The 18,159-nt window shown below is 67.4% G+C and carries 23 protein-coding genes; 11 read left to right on the top strand and 12 right to left on the bottom strand.

Annotated elements, in window-relative coordinates:
- The first annotated feature begins 82 nt into the window (after nt 1-82).
- From LYSHEL_RS13265 to LYSHEL_RS13255, 3 genes are all read left to right on the top strand, one after another.
- Nucleotides 83-340, top strand: a complete 258-nt coding sequence (locus LYSHEL_RS13265; protein ID WP_213434503.1) for a hypothetical protein — start codon at nt 83-85, stop codon at nt 338-340.
- Between the two features lie 227 nt (nt 341-567).
- Complete coding sequence (locus LYSHEL_RS13260; RefSeq protein ID WP_213434502.1) at nt 568-1,290, top strand: Crp/Fnr family transcriptional regulator; 723 nt, start codon at nt 568-570, stop codon at nt 1,288-1,290.
- A gap of 107 nt (nt 1,291-1,397) precedes the next feature.
- Nucleotides 1,398-1,604 carry a hypothetical protein gene (locus LYSHEL_RS13255; protein ID WP_213434500.1) on the top strand — a complete coding sequence of 69 codons (207 nt, stop codon included), beginning with the start codon at nt 1,398-1,400 and terminating at the stop codon, nt 1,602-1,604.
- Between the two features lie 6 nt (nt 1,605-1,610).
- Here LYSHEL_RS13255 and LYSHEL_RS13250 read toward each other — a convergent pair whose 3' ends face one another.
- The gene (locus LYSHEL_RS13250; RefSeq protein ID WP_213434499.1) at nt 1,611-2,060 is read right to left on the bottom strand and encodes a hypothetical protein; all 450 of its coding nucleotides are present in this window, start codon (nt 2,058-2,060) and stop codon (nt 1,611-1,613) included.
- A 122-nt stretch (nt 2,061-2,182) separates the two neighbouring features.
- On the opposite strand from LYSHEL_RS13250, the gene LYSHEL_RS13245 reads away from it, so the two are divergent.
- The gene (locus tag LYSHEL_RS13245) at nt 2,183-2,542 is read left to right on the top strand and encodes a hypothetical protein (RefSeq protein ID WP_213434498.1); all 360 of its coding nucleotides are present in this window, start codon (nt 2,183-2,185) and stop codon (nt 2,540-2,542) included.
- A 15-nt stretch (nt 2,543-2,557) separates the two neighbouring features.
- Here the strand turns inward: LYSHEL_RS13245 and LYSHEL_RS13240 are convergent, their stop codons facing one another.
- Nucleotides 2,558-2,917, bottom strand: a complete 360-nt coding sequence (locus LYSHEL_RS13240; RefSeq protein ID WP_213434496.1) for a hypothetical protein — start codon at nt 2,915-2,917, stop codon at nt 2,558-2,560.
- Between the two features lie 191 nt (nt 2,918-3,108).
- Between LYSHEL_RS13240 and LYSHEL_RS13235 the strand changes: the two genes are divergently transcribed.
- A complete protein-coding gene (locus LYSHEL_RS13235) occupies nt 3,109-3,447 on the top strand; it encodes a hypothetical protein (protein WP_213434495.1) in 339 nt (112 codons plus the stop codon).
- On the opposite strand, the gene LYSHEL_RS13230 is transcribed toward LYSHEL_RS13235, so the two are convergent.
- From LYSHEL_RS13230 to LYSHEL_RS13200, 7 genes are all read right to left on the bottom strand, one after another.
- Nucleotides 3,406-4,332, bottom strand: a complete 927-nt coding sequence (locus LYSHEL_RS13230) for a pseudouridine synthase (RefSeq protein ID WP_213434494.1) — start codon at nt 4,330-4,332, stop codon at nt 3,406-3,408. The genes LYSHEL_RS13235 and LYSHEL_RS13230 overlap by 42 nt on opposite strands.
- Before the next feature lie 11 nt (nt 4,333-4,343).
- Nucleotides 4,344-4,706, bottom strand: coding sequence for a hypothetical protein (locus LYSHEL_RS13225; protein ID WP_213498445.1), 363 nt, complete (start codon nt 4,704-4,706; stop codon nt 4,344-4,346).
- 225 nt (nt 4,707-4,931) lie between these two features.
- Complete coding sequence (locus tag LYSHEL_RS13220; RefSeq protein ID WP_213434492.1) at nt 4,932-5,417, bottom strand: hypothetical protein; 486 nt, start codon at nt 5,415-5,417, stop codon at nt 4,932-4,934.
- Nucleotides 5,418-5,519: 102 nt separating this feature from the next.
- Nucleotides 5,520-5,999: a hypothetical protein gene (locus tag LYSHEL_RS13215; protein ID WP_213434491.1), complete on the bottom strand. Its 480-nt coding sequence runs from the start codon at nt 5,997-5,999 to the stop codon at nt 5,520-5,522.
- An 83-nt stretch (nt 6,000-6,082) separates the two neighbouring features.
- Nucleotides 6,083-7,837 carry a tetratricopeptide repeat protein gene (locus LYSHEL_RS13210; RefSeq protein WP_213434490.1) on the bottom strand — a complete coding sequence of 585 codons (1,755 nt, stop codon included), beginning with the start codon at nt 7,835-7,837 and terminating at the stop codon, nt 6,083-6,085.
- Nucleotides 7,838-7,943: 106 nt separating this feature from the next.
- Nucleotides 7,944-8,507 carry a methyltransferase family protein gene (locus LYSHEL_RS13205; protein WP_213434489.1) on the bottom strand — a complete coding sequence of 188 codons (564 nt, stop codon included), beginning with the start codon at nt 8,505-8,507 and terminating at the stop codon, nt 7,944-7,946.
- Nucleotides 8,508-8,555: 48 nt separating this feature from the next.
- Nucleotides 8,556-9,524 carry a zinc-binding dehydrogenase gene (locus LYSHEL_RS13200; RefSeq protein ID WP_213434488.1) on the bottom strand — a complete coding sequence of 323 codons (969 nt, stop codon included), beginning with the start codon at nt 9,522-9,524 and terminating at the stop codon, nt 8,556-8,558.
- Nucleotides 9,525-9,594: 70 nt separating this feature from the next.
- On the opposite strand from LYSHEL_RS13200, the gene LYSHEL_RS13195 reads away from it, so the two are divergent.
- From LYSHEL_RS13195 to LYSHEL_RS13185, 3 genes are all read left to right on the top strand, one after another.
- Complete coding sequence (locus LYSHEL_RS13195) at nt 9,595-11,271, top strand: NAD(P)/FAD-dependent oxidoreductase (protein ID WP_213434487.1); 1,677 nt, start codon at nt 9,595-9,597, stop codon at nt 11,269-11,271.
- Between the two features lie 44 nt (nt 11,272-11,315).
- Nucleotides 11,316-11,510: a hypothetical protein gene (locus LYSHEL_RS13190; protein WP_213434485.1), complete on the top strand. Its 195-nt coding sequence runs from the start codon at nt 11,316-11,318 to the stop codon at nt 11,508-11,510.
- Between the two features lie 67 nt (nt 11,511-11,577).
- Nucleotides 11,578-12,216: a glutathione S-transferase family protein gene (locus tag LYSHEL_RS13185; protein WP_213434484.1), complete on the top strand. Its 639-nt coding sequence runs from the start codon at nt 11,578-11,580 to the stop codon at nt 12,214-12,216.
- Here the strand turns inward: LYSHEL_RS13185 and LYSHEL_RS13180 are convergent.
- The 3 genes from LYSHEL_RS13180 to LYSHEL_RS13170 form a co-directional block, all read right to left on the bottom strand.
- Nucleotides 12,203-12,517, bottom strand: coding sequence for a hypothetical protein (locus LYSHEL_RS13180; RefSeq protein ID WP_213498443.1), 315 nt, complete (start codon nt 12,515-12,517; stop codon nt 12,203-12,205). The genes LYSHEL_RS13185 and LYSHEL_RS13180 overlap by 14 nt on opposite strands.
- A gap of 163 nt (nt 12,518-12,680) precedes the next feature.
- A complete protein-coding gene (locus LYSHEL_RS13175; RefSeq protein WP_213434482.1) occupies nt 12,681-13,484 on the bottom strand; it encodes a DUF5694 domain-containing protein in 804 nt (267 codons plus the stop codon).
- Nucleotides 13,485-13,579: 95 nt separating this feature from the next.
- Nucleotides 13,580-13,945 carry a hypothetical protein gene (locus LYSHEL_RS13170; RefSeq protein WP_213434481.1) on the bottom strand — a complete coding sequence of 122 codons (366 nt, stop codon included), beginning with the start codon at nt 13,943-13,945 and terminating at the stop codon, nt 13,580-13,582.
- Nucleotides 13,946-14,300: 355 nt separating this feature from the next.
- Here LYSHEL_RS13170 and LYSHEL_RS13165 point away from each other — a divergent pair, with 355 nt between their 5' ends.
- From LYSHEL_RS13165 to LYSHEL_RS13155, 3 genes are read left to right on the top strand one after another with little or no spacing between them, the layout of a single operon-like run.
- Nucleotides 14,301-16,352, top strand: coding sequence for a hypothetical protein (locus LYSHEL_RS13165; protein ID WP_213434480.1), 2,052 nt, complete (start codon nt 14,301-14,303; stop codon nt 16,350-16,352).
- Complete coding sequence (locus LYSHEL_RS13160; protein WP_213434479.1) at nt 16,343-17,869, top strand: hypothetical protein; 1,527 nt, start codon at nt 16,343-16,345, stop codon at nt 17,867-17,869. Before LYSHEL_RS13165 ends, LYSHEL_RS13160 begins: the two co-directional genes overlap by 10 nt.
- Nucleotides 17,863-18,084, top strand: a complete 222-nt coding sequence (locus LYSHEL_RS13155; RefSeq protein ID WP_213434478.1) for a hypothetical protein — start codon at nt 17,863-17,865, stop codon at nt 18,082-18,084. Before LYSHEL_RS13160 ends, LYSHEL_RS13155 begins: the two co-directional genes overlap by 7 nt.
- The last annotated feature ends 75 nt before the right edge of the window (nt 18,085-18,159 follow it).

The raw sequence follows: 18,159 nt of genomic DNA, 5'->3' as shown, positions 1-18,159 counted from the left end.
AACTCCACCGCGCGCCCGCACGCCGGGCCGAACAAGCCCATAGTGCACACCCGCTCGCACCGATCCCTCGAGGCAGCACGTCATGCAGCCGCAACATGTGCCTGGTGCGTTGGAAACGGAGATCCAGTCCTTCGCTGCAACGCTCGAGCAGTGCTTTCGCGGCGTGGCCTGGGACGTCGTCAACGACTACGCCGCCATCGCGTGGGATGCCTCGGACGACCGGGCCGGCGCACGGTGGCCGGAGGTCACATCGCGCGTCCGTGCCGCATGGCAAACGTGCATCGACGCCCGATCGCCCGAAGCACATCACGTCCTGGCAGGCGGGGTTGCGGGTCGATGAACGGGATGGGCAGATAGCAAGCGTGCTCCTTGTAATGGGCTGACGGAGCGCGCACCGTGGCGTTGACAGGTTGTCGACCTGCACCCATCCGGCGCGTTCTTCCGATGTGCCAAAGCGCGCAAAGGTCCGCCGCGACCCTCCTATGTACGGTTCCGTACATACGTCCTGCTGCTTGCAACCGACAATCTCCCGTTTTGCGGGGGACGCGTTCGAGCATGAGCACTTCAGTGCCAAGGAAAGCCCACAACGGCCTGCTGGACAAGCTGCCAGCCGGGGTTTGCGCACGCCTGGCACCCCACCTGCAACTGCAGGAACTCCCCGTGGGCAAGGTGCTGTACGAGGCCGGCGCGGCGCAGAACCACATGTACTTTCCGCGCACCGGCGTCATTTCGCTGCTGTATTCGCTCGAAAGTGGCGATACCACCGAAGTCGGCATGGTCGGCAACGAAGGCGTCGTGGGCGCGGCGCTGGTCGTCGACAGCCACAGCACGCCGGCGCACGCGGTCGTGCAGATGGGTGGGCAGGCGCTCTGCCTCAAGGCGGATGTCGTCATCCGCGAGTTCAATCGCGGCGAGGAATTCCAGATCCTCATCCTGCGCTACACGCAGGTGCTGCTGGCGCAGATGGCGCAGAACGCCGTGTGCAACCGCTACCACAACGTCGAGAAGCAGTTGTGCCGCTGGCTGTTGCTGTACATGGATCGCATGCAGTCCGACCACCTGGCCGTGACGCAGGAAACCATCGCGGCGCGGCTGGGCGTCCGGCGCGAAGGCGTCACCGAAGCCGCGGGACGCCTGCAGCAGGCCGGCGTGATCCAGTACGCGCGGGGCCGCATCCGCATCCTCGATCGCCAGGCCCTGGAGCTGCGCAGTTGCGAATGCTATCGGGCGGTGAAACAGGAATACGAGCGCCTGCTTTCGAACATGCCGTGGTCCACGCTCGCCGATTAGCGTCGCCAGTCCTGCACCTGGGCCATTCAGACGCGTGTGCGCCCCGCGTCACCGAATAGGTGCTAGCTTGTGTGCGTTACCGCACATAGCGGACCGCGAGCACTGCCATGGCGGTTTCCGCCTGCGACGACAAAACCTGCATGACCGCCCTGGAGTCCGTTGAACGCGGGTTTGCGCTCGCCGTGGCGGAACTGGACGCGCTTCGGCTTGTCGGGTTGGTCGTGGTCCAGGCCGACGGGATCGCCTTCCTCACGCCACACGGGATGTTGCGCCTGCGCAACCTGCGATCCGTGCTGATGACCCAGGCGCGCTGAGCGCCCTCAGGCGTCGATGGCGGAGCCCGGCGCCAGGGGCTCGTTCCCCGCGATGCGGCGGAACACGAAATGGAACACCACGCCACTCGCGGCGCCGAGTGCCCCGTAGAACGCCACGCCGGGCATCAGGGCCCATACGGGGACCGACACCTCGCTTCCGTCCGGCATGCGTTGCGTAACGCCGATCACGAAGCACGCGGCCGCCGCGGCGAGCGGAACGAAGCCCACGACGCCCATGATCACGGCGCGAAACAGCAGCAGTCGCCGCAGCAGGACCGCGATGGGCAGGAGGTACGCGAACGCGAGCACCAACGCGACGATGCCCACGACGATCACTCCGCTGGCGGCCGCCGTGCCGTTCCGCGCGGGAAGACTGAGGAGCCCTACCCCGAGGACTGGCGGCAGGGCCGCGGCGATGGCCGCCGCCAGATAGGCCCATGGGTGTTGCCTGCGCATGCCCCGTTCCCCTTCCGTGTGCCGCGCACTATCGCATGGCGAAAAGTGTTGCTGGGCCGATGCGGGCGGGCGAACGTCCGGGCCATTGCTAAGCTCAGGCCAACTGACGGGCCGGACCCACCATGTACCCATCGCTCCTGCTGGTGCTGACGTTGTTGGCCGCTGAAGTCCTCTCGATTCCCGCATTGCTTCGCCAGCGACGCGTCGGACGATTGGCGCCTGCCGATGTGCTGCTGCCGGTCGCGCCTGCGGTCCTGCTGGTCATCGGCCTGCTGTGCTTCAACCGGCCTGCGCAGGTCGGATTTGCGTCGATCCTCTACCCGCCGCTCGCGGCCTGTCTTTCCGTGCTGCTGCTCTACGCGAAGGTGTTCATGCCGGGCCCGTCGAATGCATCCAATGCGCGCGCGTCCCTGTGGATCCTGATCGTGGCTTGCGCGACGGCAACGGTGTTCGGCGCAACGGTCGCGCCCTGGTACGAATGAGCGGGACGCTCGACGCTAGGGATCCACCGCCAGCAACCACGCCTCCGCGTCATCGCGGTTGTCGAAGCGCCGCGTTTCGAATGCAGGCACGGGCCCGCCCGGCAACCCATGGACATCGAGCGAATTGACGAACGCAACCCGCGCGCCCACCAGCGCCGGCGCCGACAGGATCTTCTCCATCAGTTCTTCGCGGGTGCCATCCGGTGCGCCGGGCCGCGCGCCGGAGAAGTCCAGCAACAAGCGCCGCAAGCGGTGCTTGAGCATCGGCGGGAAAATGTACTGCATGGTTTCGATGCGCTCGCGATAGGTCACCTCGCCGAAGAACGAGACTTCGACGAGCTTCCGATGGCGATCCACTTCGACGAAGCGACCCATGGATTTCCTCTGATTCCATCCAGCGCACGTGGGAACTCCTGCGCGCATGGTAGGCAATCCTCGGCGCAGGCAACAGCGAATGCCTGCTGATTGCCGGGATGCAGAGCGCTTTGCTGCCGCCTTGTCCCCCGCATGCAGCTTCCGTAATGTGGGCCGCAACCGGCAATCTCCGGCCCAACGGCAGGACGTCCATGCAGATCGTGCAGCAGCCGAAACGCACTCGCGCCTGGATCGACACGGCGGCGGCGATCGTCTTCACCTGCATGGGCGCATTGCTGCTGAATGCTTCCCGCGTCGCTGCGGCCGATGCAGTCCGCCGATACGGTCGCAACGTGGACTCGGGCGCGCTCGAATCCATGGCCGCGCTCGTTTACTTCGCCCCGGGCACGATCCTGTTCGCGCTCGCGGCCGTCGCGCTCTTTCGTCGCTGGCGCGGCGCCCGGTGGCTTCACCTGCTTGCGTGGGGCTGGGCCGCGCTCCCGCTTTTATCAATCGCGGCGCAATGGATCCGTTCGATTGTCGTGCGTTGACTGCAGCAGCATGCGGCTCGAATAGCGGCGTTCTTCCCCGCTGATCGGATCCACGAACACCAGTCGCTTGGCCAGGAGTTGCAACGGCGCGGTGTAATCGCCCGCCGCACGACGCACCACCGACGGGTAAATGCTGTCTTTTTCGATCGGCGCCCCCATCGCCGCCATGTGCACGCGCAATTGATGCTTGCGGCCGGTGATCGGCGTGAGCGCATAACGCCAGCGTCCGGCGCCGCGCGAAATCACTTCGATGCGGGTTTCGCTGTTCGCCGCGCCTGCGACTTCCTGCATGCGATGGAACGGTTCGCCGGCGACGATCCGGCTGGCACGGAGGCAGGGGAATTCGACATCCGGCAACGCGGGCGCAATCGCTTCGTACGCCTTCGTGACCCGTCGTTCGCGGAACAGCGCCTGGTAATGCGCCCGCGTGTCCGGATTGGTCGAGAACAACACCAGGCCGGCGGTCTCGCGATCGATGCGGTGCAGCGGCACCAACGCGTCGTTCCCCGTGCGCCGAACCAGTCGCCCGAGCAAGGTTTCATGCACGTGCGCGCCCGTCGGCGCGACCGGCAGGAAATGCGGTTTGTCCGCCACCAGCAAGTCGGCGTCGACATGCAGCACGACTTCCTCGAACGGGATGGGCGCTTCGTCCGGGACCTCGCGGTAGTAATGGACCTCGAGCCCGACGCGATACGGCGTCTCCGGCGTCACCCGATGGCCGGCGTTGTCCACGACCCGCCCGCGCGCCATGCGTTCGATCCATTGCGCGCGCGGGATCGCCGGGAATCGTTCGCACAGGCAATCCAGCACGCACGTCCACGCGCCCGGCGGCAACTGCAGCGTGCTGGCAGCCAGCCCATCGATGCTGGGGGGGCGCGTGCGCATGGCAGCGCAGTCTACTTGCCGCGAACCAGCCGGACGATCAGCGCCAACAACCCGATCCCGGTCGCGAAGAAGAAAAACGTGCCGAGGAACGTCATCAGGAAATCGCTGGGCGGATCGAAACCCAGCGCGTTTGCCGCCGCGGCCAGGCTGCACAGCGAAGCGAGCACCAGCGTCGCCAGCACGTAGCGGGTGGCCACCTGCACGATGAGGCACAGGATGAGCAGCGCGAGCACGAACAATCCGAACAGGGACCACACGCCGCCGAGCCACTCAACGCCCATCCACGTTCCCCTGCCCCATGCATCGCGCACCCGACTCTGGCATCGAAGCCAGCCGTCCGCAATGTCGGCGATCGACGTGCCGCAGTCGCGCATCAGCGCGATCCTCGCGGGCGAACGGGCAATCACGGCGGATACGGCCTGCGCCTGTCGAAGTTCTTCGGCATGACCGATGGCTTCTGGATCGGCTTGCAGATCGATTCCGACATGGCCATGGCGCGCGATGCGCTGGGCAAGACGCTCGACAGGATCGAGCCCTATCACGCTGAAGCAGCTTGAAGAAACCCCGCCATCCGGCGGGGTTTTTCCATCGTCACCGCATCACGGACACTCGGGCCCGTTGTACGACAGCGCCGAGGGATTCGCCGGCGACGACACGCCGTTGGTCACGTCCGTCAACGTGATGTTCGTGAAGACGACGGACGCGATCACCACGTGCTGGTAGTGCGGGCAGACCAGCGTGCTCCGTGGCGCGGGAATGACCAGGGTGTCGCTGATCTTCCCGTTCTTGTCGACGCTGAAGGTGCCGCTGACGTGGACGTCCTGCAGCACTTCTTCCTTCGCCCCCGGTTTCGGGCAGACGTGGCCGGTCTTGACGCACTGGAACTTCGCGCCGGCCGTCGCGCTGGCGATGTAGGTCACGCCGCTGCCGGTATTGCCGAGCCCCACTTCCGCCCAGTTCACGATGACCTTCGGCGAGCCGAGCTGCGCACTCGGGGCGCGCAGGTAATGCGGGTGCGCGGCCAGCGCGGCGGTGGCGACGGCCACCAGGCCGAGCAGCCACCAGTGCTTGCGTTTGATCTGCATGGCGTCCTCTCCGTGGGTGACAAACACAGAGAACGCCGGATTCGGGGGAGGCGACTCCCCCGAATGGGTGGGGTTAACCCGACCCGGATGGGCGAAGGGCGATCAGGGGCACTCCGGCCCGCTGTAGGTCAACGCCGAGGGATTGGTCGGCGACGACACGCCATTGGTCAGGTCCGTCAGCCGGATGTTGGTGAATGCGACCGAGACGATGCCCACCACCTGGTTGCCCGGGCACTGCAGCGTGCTGGGCGGCGCAGGAATCACCAGCGATCCGATGATCTTCCCGTTCTTGTCGACGGCGAAGGTGCCGCCCACGTTGATGTCGGCCAGCACGTCTTCCTTGTTCGAGGCCGCCGGGCAGTTGTTGCCGCGGTTGACGCACTGGAAGCGGGCCCCGGCCGTGGCGCTGGCCGTGTAGTTGACGCTGTCGGTACTGCCGAGTCCGATCTCGGTCCATTTCACGATGACCTTGGGCGACCCGAGTTGCGCGCTGGGCGCGCGCAGGAACTGCGGATGGGCGGCAAGGGCCGCCGTGGCGACGAAGGCCAGCCCGAGCAGGCATGGCGTGCGCTTGATGTGCATGGTGTTCTCCGTTGCTTATCAACTGGGAGAACGCAGGAATCCCGCGGGGCGACTCCCCCGGATGGGTGGCGTAACCCGTCCCGTCAGGTCCCCGGCCTGGGCACGTCGATCCGGATCGTCGCCAATTGCTCCGGCGCGTACCCGATCTTGCGCAGGAACGGCAGCCAGCGCGGGTCGTCGCGCAGCGAGTCGGTCAGCACGTCGAACGCCACCGAGGTGGCGGCCGGATCGCGGCTCTGCGCGGCGATGTCCAGCCAGTGGAACGCGGCATCGCGGTCCACGCGATAGCTGTAGGCCAGCGCGACCAGCGTGGGTTGCTGGTCGCCGTACGTGCGGATGAGTCCCTGCAGCGCCGCGTTGGATTCGCGCGTGCGCCCCAGTGCATGGAACGCCAGCGCCCGCACCTGCAGGCGCGAGGCTTCATCGGGTTCGCCGGCGATCTCGCGCAGCGCGCCGGCCGCATCGCCCTTCCCCACCAGCAGCGAGACGGCGATGCCGTTGCGCGCGCCGACGAACGCCGGACTCAGCCGCAACGCGGTACGGAAATCGTCGATCGCCGCATCCCATTGCCGCGCGTAGTACCGGGTGATGCCGCGGTTGTTGTACGCCGTCGGGTTGGCCGGATCGTGGGCGACGCGGTAGTCGTACAGCGGCAGCGCGTCTTCGAAGCGCCCCACGTTGCTGAGCAGGATGCCGAGCGTGTTGATGGCGACCAGGTTGTTCGGTTCGATCTGCAACGCGCGCTTGTTGTAGTCGGCGGCCGCCTGCGCATCGAAGTCGAAATCCGCGGCCAGGCGCGCCAGGCCCGTGATCGCGATGACGTTGCGCGGATCGATCTTCAGCGCCTTGTCCAGCGCTTCGCGCGCCAGCTTCGCCGCGTCGGCCTGCGGCAGCTCGCTGTAGATGGACTGGTTGATGTACACGCGCCCGAGGCCGGCCCACGCGCGCGCTTCGTTCGGCGCGATCGCCAGCGCCTGCTTGAACACCAGCAACGCCTGCGCACGTCCTTCCTTGCTCTGCTGGTCCAGCAGCGCCTGCGCCTGCAGCACCAGGGCGTACACGCGCGGATCCACGGGCGTGACGGTGGGCGCCTTCAGCAACTTGATCTTCAGTTGCTCGACGACGGACGCGGCGATCTCGTCCTGCACCTGGAAGATGTCGTCGAGCGTGCGGTCGTAGTTTTCCGCCCACAGTTGCGCGCCGTCGGTGGCGCGCACCAGTTGCACCGCGATGCGCACGCGGTTGCCCGCCTTGCGCACGCTGCCCTGCAGGATCGAGGCGACGTGCAGGCGGCGCGCGATCTCCGGCACCGGCAAATCCTGGCCCTTGAACGCGAAGCTCGACGTGCGCGCGATCACGCGCATCTCCGGCACCTTGTTCAGCACGTTGAGCAGTTCTTCGGAGATACCGTCGGAGAAGTACTGCTGCTCCTTGTCGGCGCTCAGGTTCTCCAGCGGCAGCACGGCGATCGACGGATCCTTTTCGATCGTGGGGATGCCGCTGTCCGCGCCCGCGGTGGCGACGCCGGTCGCCTGGTCGGACGTGGAGCGCACCGTCTGCCACAACCACGCACCGCCCACCAGCACGACGAGCGCGATGAGTGCGACTTCCAGCCGCGTGACCTTCTGTTGCCCGCGCTCGCCCTGGAACCACGCGATGACCAGCGTGAGGAAGAAGCCGAGCACCGCCAGCGCCACGCCCACGCGCATCGGTACGGCCGACCACCCGTAGGTGCCGGCCAGCAGGCCCACGGCCTGCAGCAAGGCCCATGCGACCGCCGTGTACCCCAGCACCCATTGCGCGACCTTGCGTTTGCGCAGCTGGCGGAGGGTCAGCATGGGGGGATCCGACGGGGGTCAAGGAGGGGAACGCAACCCGCGGCGCAAACGGGCCGCCGCCGCGGGCCGGAAGCACCCGCAGGCCGGTCCCGCGCCGCGCGGCGGTTCAGAACTCCGTCATTTCGAGGATCAGCGGAATGATGAACCACCAGACGTTGTCGAGCAGGCCGCGCAGCAGGAAGCGCGGCACGACGGTGATTTCGTCGGGCTGGTTGAAGTTCGAGAACCGGGGGAGGAAGCGCGGCACGCGCGCGACGTAATCGGTGAAGGCCTGGCCGAACTTCTCCTGCAGGAAGGCTTCTTCGCGCTTCACGAGGAAGTGGTAGACGAAACAGAACCCGACCGGCACCAGCACCATTACCCACAGATTGTTGGAGAAGATCGCAAACCCGGTGAACCCCAGCCAGGAAAACACGTACAGCGGATTGCGCACCACGGAGAACGGGCCGTAGGTGACGAGGGTTTCGTTCTTCAACCCGCCGAGGAACGCGGTGGTGTACAGCCGCCCCATGCCGCAGAACACGATGAGCACGTAGCCCAGCGTGTCGAAGGTTTCGTGCAGCGCGCTGTCGTTGGGCCAGTGCGAGCGGGTGAACAGCATCAACGCGATGGCGGTGATCATCAGGATGCGCGAGAACAGCATCCGGTTCTTATTGAGCGCGCGAGCCATGGGAAATGGGGGCTTCCATTCAAGGGTGGAGGAGGTTTCGAGCGGCGACTACGGAATGAGCAAGACCTTTCCCGCACTGCCCCGCCCTTCGAGGATCGCATGCGCCTGCGCACCATCGCGCAGCGGCACGCGTGCGGCGACGGCCACGCGCAGGTGCCCGGCGCGCACCGCGGCGAACAGGCGATCGGCGCGTTGCTGGCGGACCTGCGCGGTGGTCAGCACGTTCCACAAGTCGCCGCCCACGAGCGTCAGCGAGCGGTCCATGAGCACGCGCGGGTCCACCGGATCCGGATCGCCCGCCGCCATGCCGTAGAACACCACCGTGCCGCCGATGCGCGCCAGGGCCAGGCTGTCGCCGAGCGTGCGACCGATCGAGTCGTACACGACGTCGACGCCCTCGGGTGCCACCGCACGCACGCGCGCGACCCAGCCGTCGCCGGAGGCCAGCGCATCTCGTGCACCTGCCGCGAGCGCCGAACGCCGCTTGTCTTCCGACGAGGCGAGCGCGATCACCTGCGCACCCTTCGCGGTCGCCAGCTGCACCAGCAACTGCCCGACGCCACCACCGCCCGCATGCACCAGCAAGGTCTCGCCCGCCTGCACGGCATGGCTGTCCTCGAGCAGGAACTGCGCGGTGAGGCCTTGCAGCAACAACGCGGCCGCGGTGTCGGCGTCGATGTCATCGGGGAGCACGATCAGGCGATCCAGCGGCACCGCCACTTGTTCCGCGTTGGCGAACGCACTGTCGGCGAACGCGACGCGCTGGCCCACGGCGAAGGCGCCACCCGCGTCCCGCGGATCGAGCGCCACGATCTCCCCCGCGGCCTCGTACCCGGCGATCCACGGCGGCGACCCGGCCAGGTGGTAGCGGCCCTGGCGGCGGTAGATATCGGCGAAGTTGAGCCCGATCGCCTGCGTGCGCACCACGGCCACGCCGGGGGCGGGCCGGGGATCCGGCAGGTCGGTCCATTCCAGGACGTCGGGCCCGCCGAAGCGTGAAAAGGTCAGTGCATGCATGGGTGAGGATGTTATCGGGTTCGCGCCGCCTAAAATGCCCGCCACGCTTCCGCGCCATCGAATGTCCCCCATGCTGCGACTCACCGACCTCAAGCTGCCGCTGGACCACCCCGAGGCGGCGCTGCGCGAGGCGATCCTGGCCCGGCTGGGCATCGCCGCCGACGAACTCACCGGCTTCACCGTCGCCAAGCGCAGCTACGACGCGCGCCGGCGCGGCGCGATCGTGCTGATCTATTCGGTCGACGTGGACACGCCGCGCGAAGCCGACATCCTGCAGCGCCTGCAACTGGACGACGAGGACGACGGCTACGCGTACAGCCACGACGGCGGCAAGGTGATGCGCACGCCGGACACGGTCTACAAGTTCGTGGCGCGCGCGCCGACGTCCCTGCCCTTGCGCCCGCTCGTGATCGGCATGGGCCCGTGCGGGTTGTTCGCCGCGCTGGTGCTCGCGCAGATGGGCTTCCGGCCCATCGTGCTCGAACGCGGCAAGGCCGTGCGCGAACGCACGAAGGACACCTGGGGCCTGTGGCGCCAGAAAGTGCTCAATCCCGAATCGAACGTGCAGTTCGGCGAAGGCGGCGCGGGCACGTTCTCCGACGGCAAGCTGTGGAGCCAGATCAGCGACCCGAAGCATTACGGGCGCAAGGTGATCGACGAATTCGTCAAGGCCGGTGCACCGGAGGAAATCGCGTACGTCAGCAAGCCGCACATCGGCACGTTCCGCCTGGTGTCGATGGTGGAGCAGATGCGCGCGACGATCGAATCGCTGGGCGGCGAGATCCGCTTCAGCCAGCGTGTCGACGACCTGCTGGTCGACACCGATCGCGAAGGCACGCGCCACGTGCGCGGCGTGACGCTGGAGAGCGGCGAACAACTGCGCGCCGACCACGTGGTGCTTGCGCTCGGCCACAGTGCGCGCGACACGTTCGCGATGCTGCATGCGCGCGGCGTGTTCGTCGAAGCCAAGCCGTTCTCGATCGGGTTCCGCATCGAACATCCCCAATCGCTGATCGACAACGCGCGCTTCGGCCCGCAGGCCGGGCATCCGCTGCTCGGCGCGGCCGATTACAAGCTCGTGCACCACTGCCGCAACGGGCGCTCGGTGTACAGCTTCTGCATGTGCCCCGGCGGCACCGTGGTCGCCGCGGCCAGCGAGCCCGGGCGCGTGGTCACCAACGGCATGAGCCAGTACTCGCGCAACGAGCGCAACGCGAACGCGGCGATCGTGTGCGGCATCACGCCGGAGGACTTCGCGCCGTACGGCGTTGGCCCGCTGGCCGGCATCGAATTGCAGCGGCATTGGGAAGCGCGTGCGTTCGAACTGGGCGGCGGCGAGTACGAAGCGCCGGGGCAACTGGTGGGCGACTTCCTGAAAGGCCGGGCGTCGCGTGAATTCGGAGGCGTGCTGCCTTCGTACAAGCCCGGCGTGCGGTTGGGGGATCTTGCGCCCTCGCTGCCCGAGTACGCGATCGCGGCGATCCGCGAAGCGCTGCCGGCGTTCGACAGGCAGATCCGCGGGTTCGCGATGCAGGATGCAGTGCTGACCGGCGTCGAGACCCGCACGTCGTCCCCGGTGCGCGTGACGCGCGGCGAGGACGGGCACAGCTTGAATACGCGCGGGTTGTTCCCGGCGGGCGAAGGCGCGGGTTACGCGGGCGGCATCCTGTCGGCCGGCGTGGATGGCATTCGCACGGCGGAGGCGGTGGCGCTGGATATCGTGTCCCGAGCCGCGCCTGCTGCGTAGAGGGCGTGACCTATCATCCGGCTTTCCCTGGACGGGATCGAACGATGCGGAAGGAATGGGGCTGGGTGCTTTTCGGCGTGTTCGTTTTCTACTGCGCGGCGCTGTTCGCCTGCATGGTGAGGAACCCGCGCTACACCGGGTTGCCCACGTGGTCAGCCGCCAATTTCCTCGACGCGCAGCCCTTTTCCATCGGGGCCGCGGTGTTTGCCCTGGTCGTGGCCCTGCGCAAGGAGAAATGACCGGACCGTGTCGATTCCGGCCTTCGTCATTCGTCGTCATGGATGGAACCCCCAGGAGCGCGCCACGATGACCATCACCATCACCGCCTTCGAACGCTCGCCCGACGGCGGCAAGGGCCTCGCGCGCGACACGCGCGTGCGCTGGGCGCTCGAAGAAACCGGTCAGCCCTACGACGTGCGGCTGGTGTCGTTCCAGGCGATGAAGGAACCCGCGCACCTGCGCGTGCATCCCTTCGGCCAGATTCCCACGTTCGAGGACGGCGACCTTGCGCTGTTCGAAACGGGTTCGATCGTTTTTCATCTCGCCGAACAGCACGCGGGCCTGTTGCCGGCCGACGCCAACGCGCGGGCGCGCGCCATCACCTGGATGTTCGCCGCGGTCAACACGATCGAACCGCCGATCCTCGAGCTGTCGATCGCAAAGTTCCAGGAAGGCGACAAGCCGTGGGCGAAGGACCGGCTGCCGCTGGTGCAGGATCGGATCCGCGAACGCTTGCGCCGGTTGTCGGCGCGCCTCGGCGAATCCGAGTGGCTCGACGGTGCGTTCAGCGCCGGCGACCTGATGATGGTGTCGGTGCTGCTGCGCGTGCGGCCGTCCGGGTTGCTGGACGAATTCCCGACCCTGGCGGCGTATGTCGCGCGCGGGGAAGCGCGGCCGGCGTACCAGCGGGCGTTTGCGGCGCAGTTGGCGATCAATGCGGCCTAGGCAGAGTCGAAGGGGGCGCACGACGTCCCCACCACACCGCAACGGGAAGCGCCAGCGCGACGGCGAGGAACGCGAAGGGCGCCCACAAGAACGGGGCGTCGCGAGCGCGGAGGTAGTACCCCAGCGAACCTAGCTCCACGACGACCATCCCGAAGGCGAAGAGCGCCGACAGCGCCAGCAACAGGAACCACGCAAGGACCTCGCGCCCCAGCGCCCGGCGACCACCGCGACGCAGGGCCCAAACAAGGAAGAACGAGCCAACGAGCATCGGCGGCCCCAGCAGCCAGGCGAGCAACAGCACGAACTCTTCTTTCGTCACAGTGCCCCTGCGCTCCATGCGTTGACGAGGCAGACCACGAGAAGGGCCATTGCCGCAACCTGTTTCTGGGCGGGTCGCATCGCTTGCGTCCTTGCGTTGACTGGCCGACACATTACCGCGCCGATCGCCCGGTCGCTCGGGCGACCTACTTCGGCAAGTAATCGTTCGCCTCGACCAGCTCGACGCCCGGCGTTTCCACGATGCACTGGCGCAACAGATACGCGTGCCCTTCGCCGAAGAACACCACCGCGCGCCCGCCTTCCGGCAGCGCCTGCAGCAGCCGCGCGCAGATCGCGAGGTTGCGCGCATACCACGCACCGACCAGGCGGGCGCCGGGCTGCGTGTCGCCGTCGCCGTAGCGCAGCATGTCCATGTAGAAGCCATGGTTCTTGAGCGCGCGCGGGGGCGCGTTCATGTAGCGCAGCACCGAGCCGATGCTGCCCTCGCGCACGCGCTGGCTGAGCACCTGCACTTCCTTGCCGGCGCCGGCCAATGCGGCGTCCAGGCGCGGCGACATGGCGTGGGTCTTCGCGTAGTCCTTGACCGGATCGAACGGGAATTCGCCCGGCGCATCGATGCCATGCACGCGCGGCAGCTTGCGCAGCGCCGCCAGGCGGAAGCCCAGTTGCACGACCTCGTTGCGCGAAGGCGGCAGCTTGTCGGCGCGGAAGCTTGCGTACTGCTCGTCGGTCGTGGCCGACGGCCACTCCACCATGACTTCGGTCGGCGCGAACTTCGCGAGTGACGCGGCGACGTCGGCCAGTTCCGCCTGGCGCTTCTTTGCCAGCACGTCGTCGACCTGCACGTTGAAGACATCGCGCCCCGGATTGTCCAGGTGGAACGTGCCGACGATCATGACTTTCGTCGGCGCGGGTTTCGGGGCCGTTTGTGCCGTGGCACTGCCGACGGCGATCAGGGCGACAAGCAGGACAACCAATCTTGCGGACATGGGGAGGATTCCTGCAGGTCGGACAGGCGGCGAGATCTTACCGCCGCCGACGCGCCGAAGCGCGCGCCATGCTCATCAGTGGAAGCGACTACGCCTCAAGCCTGCAGCCCGTAATACGTCGCGTATTGCCCCGCGATCCCGAGCACGCCGTAGCCGATCATCGCCACCAGAAAAACCGCACTGGCGACGAAGCCGCCCTTGGCGCCGCGCGAACGGAAGAAATAGATGGGCAACGCGACGATCGCCAGGAGCACGACGCCGACGTCGAGGAACGGCGTGCGCCCAATCCCGCGCTGGTTCGCATCGAGGCGATACCAGGCGAACATCAGCACCACGCCGACCAGCGTGGCCGCCAGCGTCGAAGGCGGCATGAATTGGCCCGGATAGAAATACTGATCCACCGCGCCCGACGCGAATCCAACGACCGCCAGCGCGATCAGCACCCAGCTCTTGTAGCCCACGGACCTCTCCCCTGGCGGCACGCGCCGACGCGACAGCCTAACGCAACGGACTTCCCGAACGCCCCGCACCCGACACCGCGACCTTGCGCGTCGCTAGCTGACACCCCGCGTCAACCGGACGCCTACCCGATTGCGTCCACCTGTGCATTGCATCGCAACTTGCGCATCGCGCGGCTTTCCTTGTCGTGCCGATCTGGAGAGAATCCCCCCCGCTGGCGGCCTGCATCCGCGCCAGACCATCGACGGCGTGCGTGTCTGCCGTGGGGCCGATGGTGTCGAGCAAACGAATCGCCCTTGGCGCAAGCCACGGATCGGGGCGAGTCGCACGACATCCATTGCCTACGGGGAGCGTCACGTGAACGCGTCTATCGCAAAATCGCTGGCCGCCGTGCTGGCCAGCGCTGCATTGCTGGCGGCCTGCAACGCCAAACCGGCGCAGCGCGCGCAACCGAAAACACCCACGCCCGCGACGGCCAGCGCCGTGGCCACCGCCGCCAAGCCCTCGCGCACGATGCGCACCGGCCGCAACCAGGCGCCCGTCCCGGTCGTGCCCACCGGCTTCACCGGCCAGGATTTCCCGGGCCTGCGCGAGTCGCGCACGCTCGCGAACTGCGATCCCGCCGATCCCGACAACGCCAACTTCAACACCACCGTCATCGACGTCGGGCCTGGCGCTGCGATCACCAGCCTGGCCAACGTGCCGTGGGAATCGCTGTCGCCGCACACGATGGTGCGCGTGCTGCCAAAGTCGACGCCGTACAACGAGCGCATCTTCATCGTCACCAGCGACATCAAGGTGTGCGGCGTGCGCGACGCCAACGGCGCGCGCCCGAAGATCAACGGCATCGGCGCGCGCGTGCGCAACAGCAGCGCGCTGCAAAGCCTGATCGGCACGCCGGCCGAGGAGTATTCGACGGTCAACCGCGGCATCGTGGCCATCGCGCGCGACAGCGGGATCCGGAACATCGCGGTCGAAGGCCTCAACCTGACCGGCGCGATGCTGCCGCCCTACTCCGGCGCCAGCCACGCGGCCGGCTACATCGGCATGGACAACCTGTCGCACCTGTACAACACGCACACCGGGTGCCTGTACGTGTCGCGCGCGCAGAACGTCACCCTGCGCGACAACGAGTTCGCGTTCTGCCCGGTGGGCGTCTACGTGATCAGCCGCGGCCTGGACTACGGCGGCGACCATTACCTCACGCGCAACTTCCTGCTGGAGGCCAACTGGTTCCACGACAACGGGCTGGTCGACGACTACAACGTGCACCAGGCCTACATCCAGGGCGTCAACTTCGTCGTCCAGTACAACTACTTCGGCAACCCGATCCGCTACGACATCGACGGCAGCGGCACCATCGACAACGACGAGGCCTCCAACGGCAACGACCTGAAGATGCGCACCGTCGGCGAACTGGTGCGCTACAACTACTTCGAGAACGGTGCGCACACGATCGACCTGATCGACATCGAGGACTTCCGGCCGTCGGTGTTCCCGTGGTTCTTCAACCTGCTGGCCGACCAGAGCCCGGGGTCAGTGACGCCGGCGCTGCGCGCGCAGATGGAACGCGACTGGGAGAAGTACGACGCCGGCAGCTACATGTACGGCAACATCTTCCGCCGCGATTCGAAGGTGCACGTGCAGACGATGGGCGCCTCGATGGTGCACTTCGGCTCGGACAACAGCCCGATCGACGGACGCCGCGGCAAGTTGTGGTTCTACTTCAACACCGTGCTGACCGAGTTGAACAAGAACACCAGCGCGGGCGCCGCGACGTTGTTCTCCTGCTGCCTGGACAACGCCAACTCGTGGGACTTCTACGACGGCCACCTGGTGCTGGACGCCAACAACGTCGACTTCCACATGATCGCCAACGGCAAGGACTACGGCGTGATCCGACGGCGCACGCCCGAGGCATTCTGGGGGCGCTACGTCGCCGTCAACAACGCCGTGCAGGTCACCAGCGCCACCGGCACGCTGACGAACGCACAGCCCTTCCACTGGAACACCTACAAGGGCGAGCAGATCGAGTTGCGCCGCAACTTCGTCACGAACAACTGGAACCAACCGTTGTGGGGCGGCTATCCGACCCCCGGGTATGGCGACAACGAAGTCGAGCTCGACGAGTTCACGTATCCCGGCGCCAACGTCGCGCACCACGTGACCGGTGCCGCCAACCTGCTCACGGGCGGCAGCCTGGCGCTGAGCGCGACGACGGCCACGCCGCTCGTGGGCAGTGCGTTGTGCAACCAGGCGGTTGCATGGACGGACGACATCCCGGCCGCGGTGCGCCCGAATTACCAGGTGCGCCTGCAGGACAACGGCGCTGGAGGATGGACGCCCGGTGTCCTGGTGGTCACGGCACGGACCGCGCACACGACGCTGGGAGCGAACCAATGCAACTGATGCCGACCTTGCGCGGCGTGTCGTGCACGCTCGCGATCGCCACCCTCGCCGCCTGCCCCAGCCGTGAGACACCGCGGCCGACGCCTGCGCCCGTCGCCGCACCACGCATCGCGGGCGCGGCACCGGCGACCGCTGCGCTCAAACCGCCGCGCACGATGCGCACGGGCGGCCGGCAGGCGGCGATCGCGGTGCCCGCCGCGCAAGTCGTCGGCGCCGGGATCGGCGGCAACGGGTATCTCGATTACGGCTGCATCAACGATGCGACGCGGCCGTCGGGCTGGAGCATCCTGTTCGTCCGCGCGGGCGCCACCGGCACAGGCACGAAGGCGAACCCGTACGGCACGATCGGCCAGGCCATCACCGCGGCGGGCAGCACGCGCACGGTCGTGTGCGTCGCCAACGGCAGCTATCGCGAGAACGTCAACCTCGGCATGCAGCGCCGGCACATCCTGGTGGGCGGCTTCAACAGCGTGTTCACCGCGCGCGATCCGCTCGCCTGGCCCGCCACGGTCACGCCCGCCAACGCCGACGATCACGTGATCCACGCCGAGGCGCCGATCGACCTGACGATCGACGGCTTCGTGGTCACCGGCAGCAACGATCGCGGCATCGATGTCACGACCTGGGACGCCAACGAACGCATCACGCTGCGCAACAACCACGTCCACCACAACGGTTGCACCACGCCGACGGCGCGCACCGACTGCGGCGGCATCGAGGCGGGCGGCGGCCGGACGGTCGCGCTGGAAATCGCGAACAACCTGGTCGAGGAAAACGGCGGCGGCCACCACGGCGGCGGCATCAACATCGGCGGCGCGACGGAGACGCTGGGCTCGATCGACCAGGCCACCGGCGCCAACGATGGCTTCGGCACGGTGCTCACGATGACGGGCCTGGTCGCGAACGTGCACCACAACATCATTCGCAACAACCGCCTGTACGAACCGTCGTTGCCGCACGGCGCGGGGTTGGCCATCGGCATGAACGGCGACGTGCACCACAACGTGTTCTTCGGCAACGACACGGTGTCCGACGGCGACCACTACGGCGTGGGCGCGGGCCTGATCGGGCAGCACGATCGCGGCGGCGCGGCGTCGGTGGCGCTGCTGGTCGTGCGCAGCAACTGGTTCGAAGCCAACCGCACGACGAAGGCCGGTTCGGCGATCTTCCTCGACCAGTACAACGTCGGCTACGTCTACAACAACGTGGTGGTGCGCAACTTCGGCACGGGCGCGATCCTGGTGGACGGCAACTGCGGCGACACGTGCACGGGGCCGAACGGCAACAACGGCCGCAACTTCGTGACGATCCTCAACAACACGGTGGCGGACAACGAAGGCGCGGGCCTCGCGGTGCAGGACAGCACGGCGCACGTGTACTTCAACATTTTCTGGCACAACCACGACGCGGACGTGGGGGCGACATCGCCTCGATGGGCGGTTCGCCGGGCGCGGACAACCGGATCCGCGGCGCGCACAACATCATCAGCATCGATGCGGCGGCCTTCCCGATGCTGACGGATTCGGCCAGCGGCGAAGGGTTGCCGACGTTGTTGCGCGCGGATTACCACCTGGCCGATCCGGGCAACGCGCTGCATCCGTTCCAACCGGACCAGCAGTTCGTCCCGGCGATCGTGCTGCCGACGGCGCTGGTGGCGCCGGCGGATGATTTCGACGGACTGGCGCGGCCGGACGGCAGCGGGCGTTACCTGTACGGGGCGTTCGGCCGCTGAGCGGCGCGATGGCGGCACGGGACGCAACCCTGTGCCGCCTTTGCGAATCCATGGGGTACGCTTTCGTCCAGCCCT

The sequence above is a fragment of the Lysobacter helvus genome, from assembly GCF_018406645.1.
Lineage (GTDB): Bacteria > Pseudomonadota > Gammaproteobacteria > Xanthomonadales > Xanthomonadaceae > Noviluteimonas > Noviluteimonas caseinilytica.
Note: the sequence above shows the minus strand (reverse complement) of the source record. Positions and strands in the feature narration are given on the sequence as shown.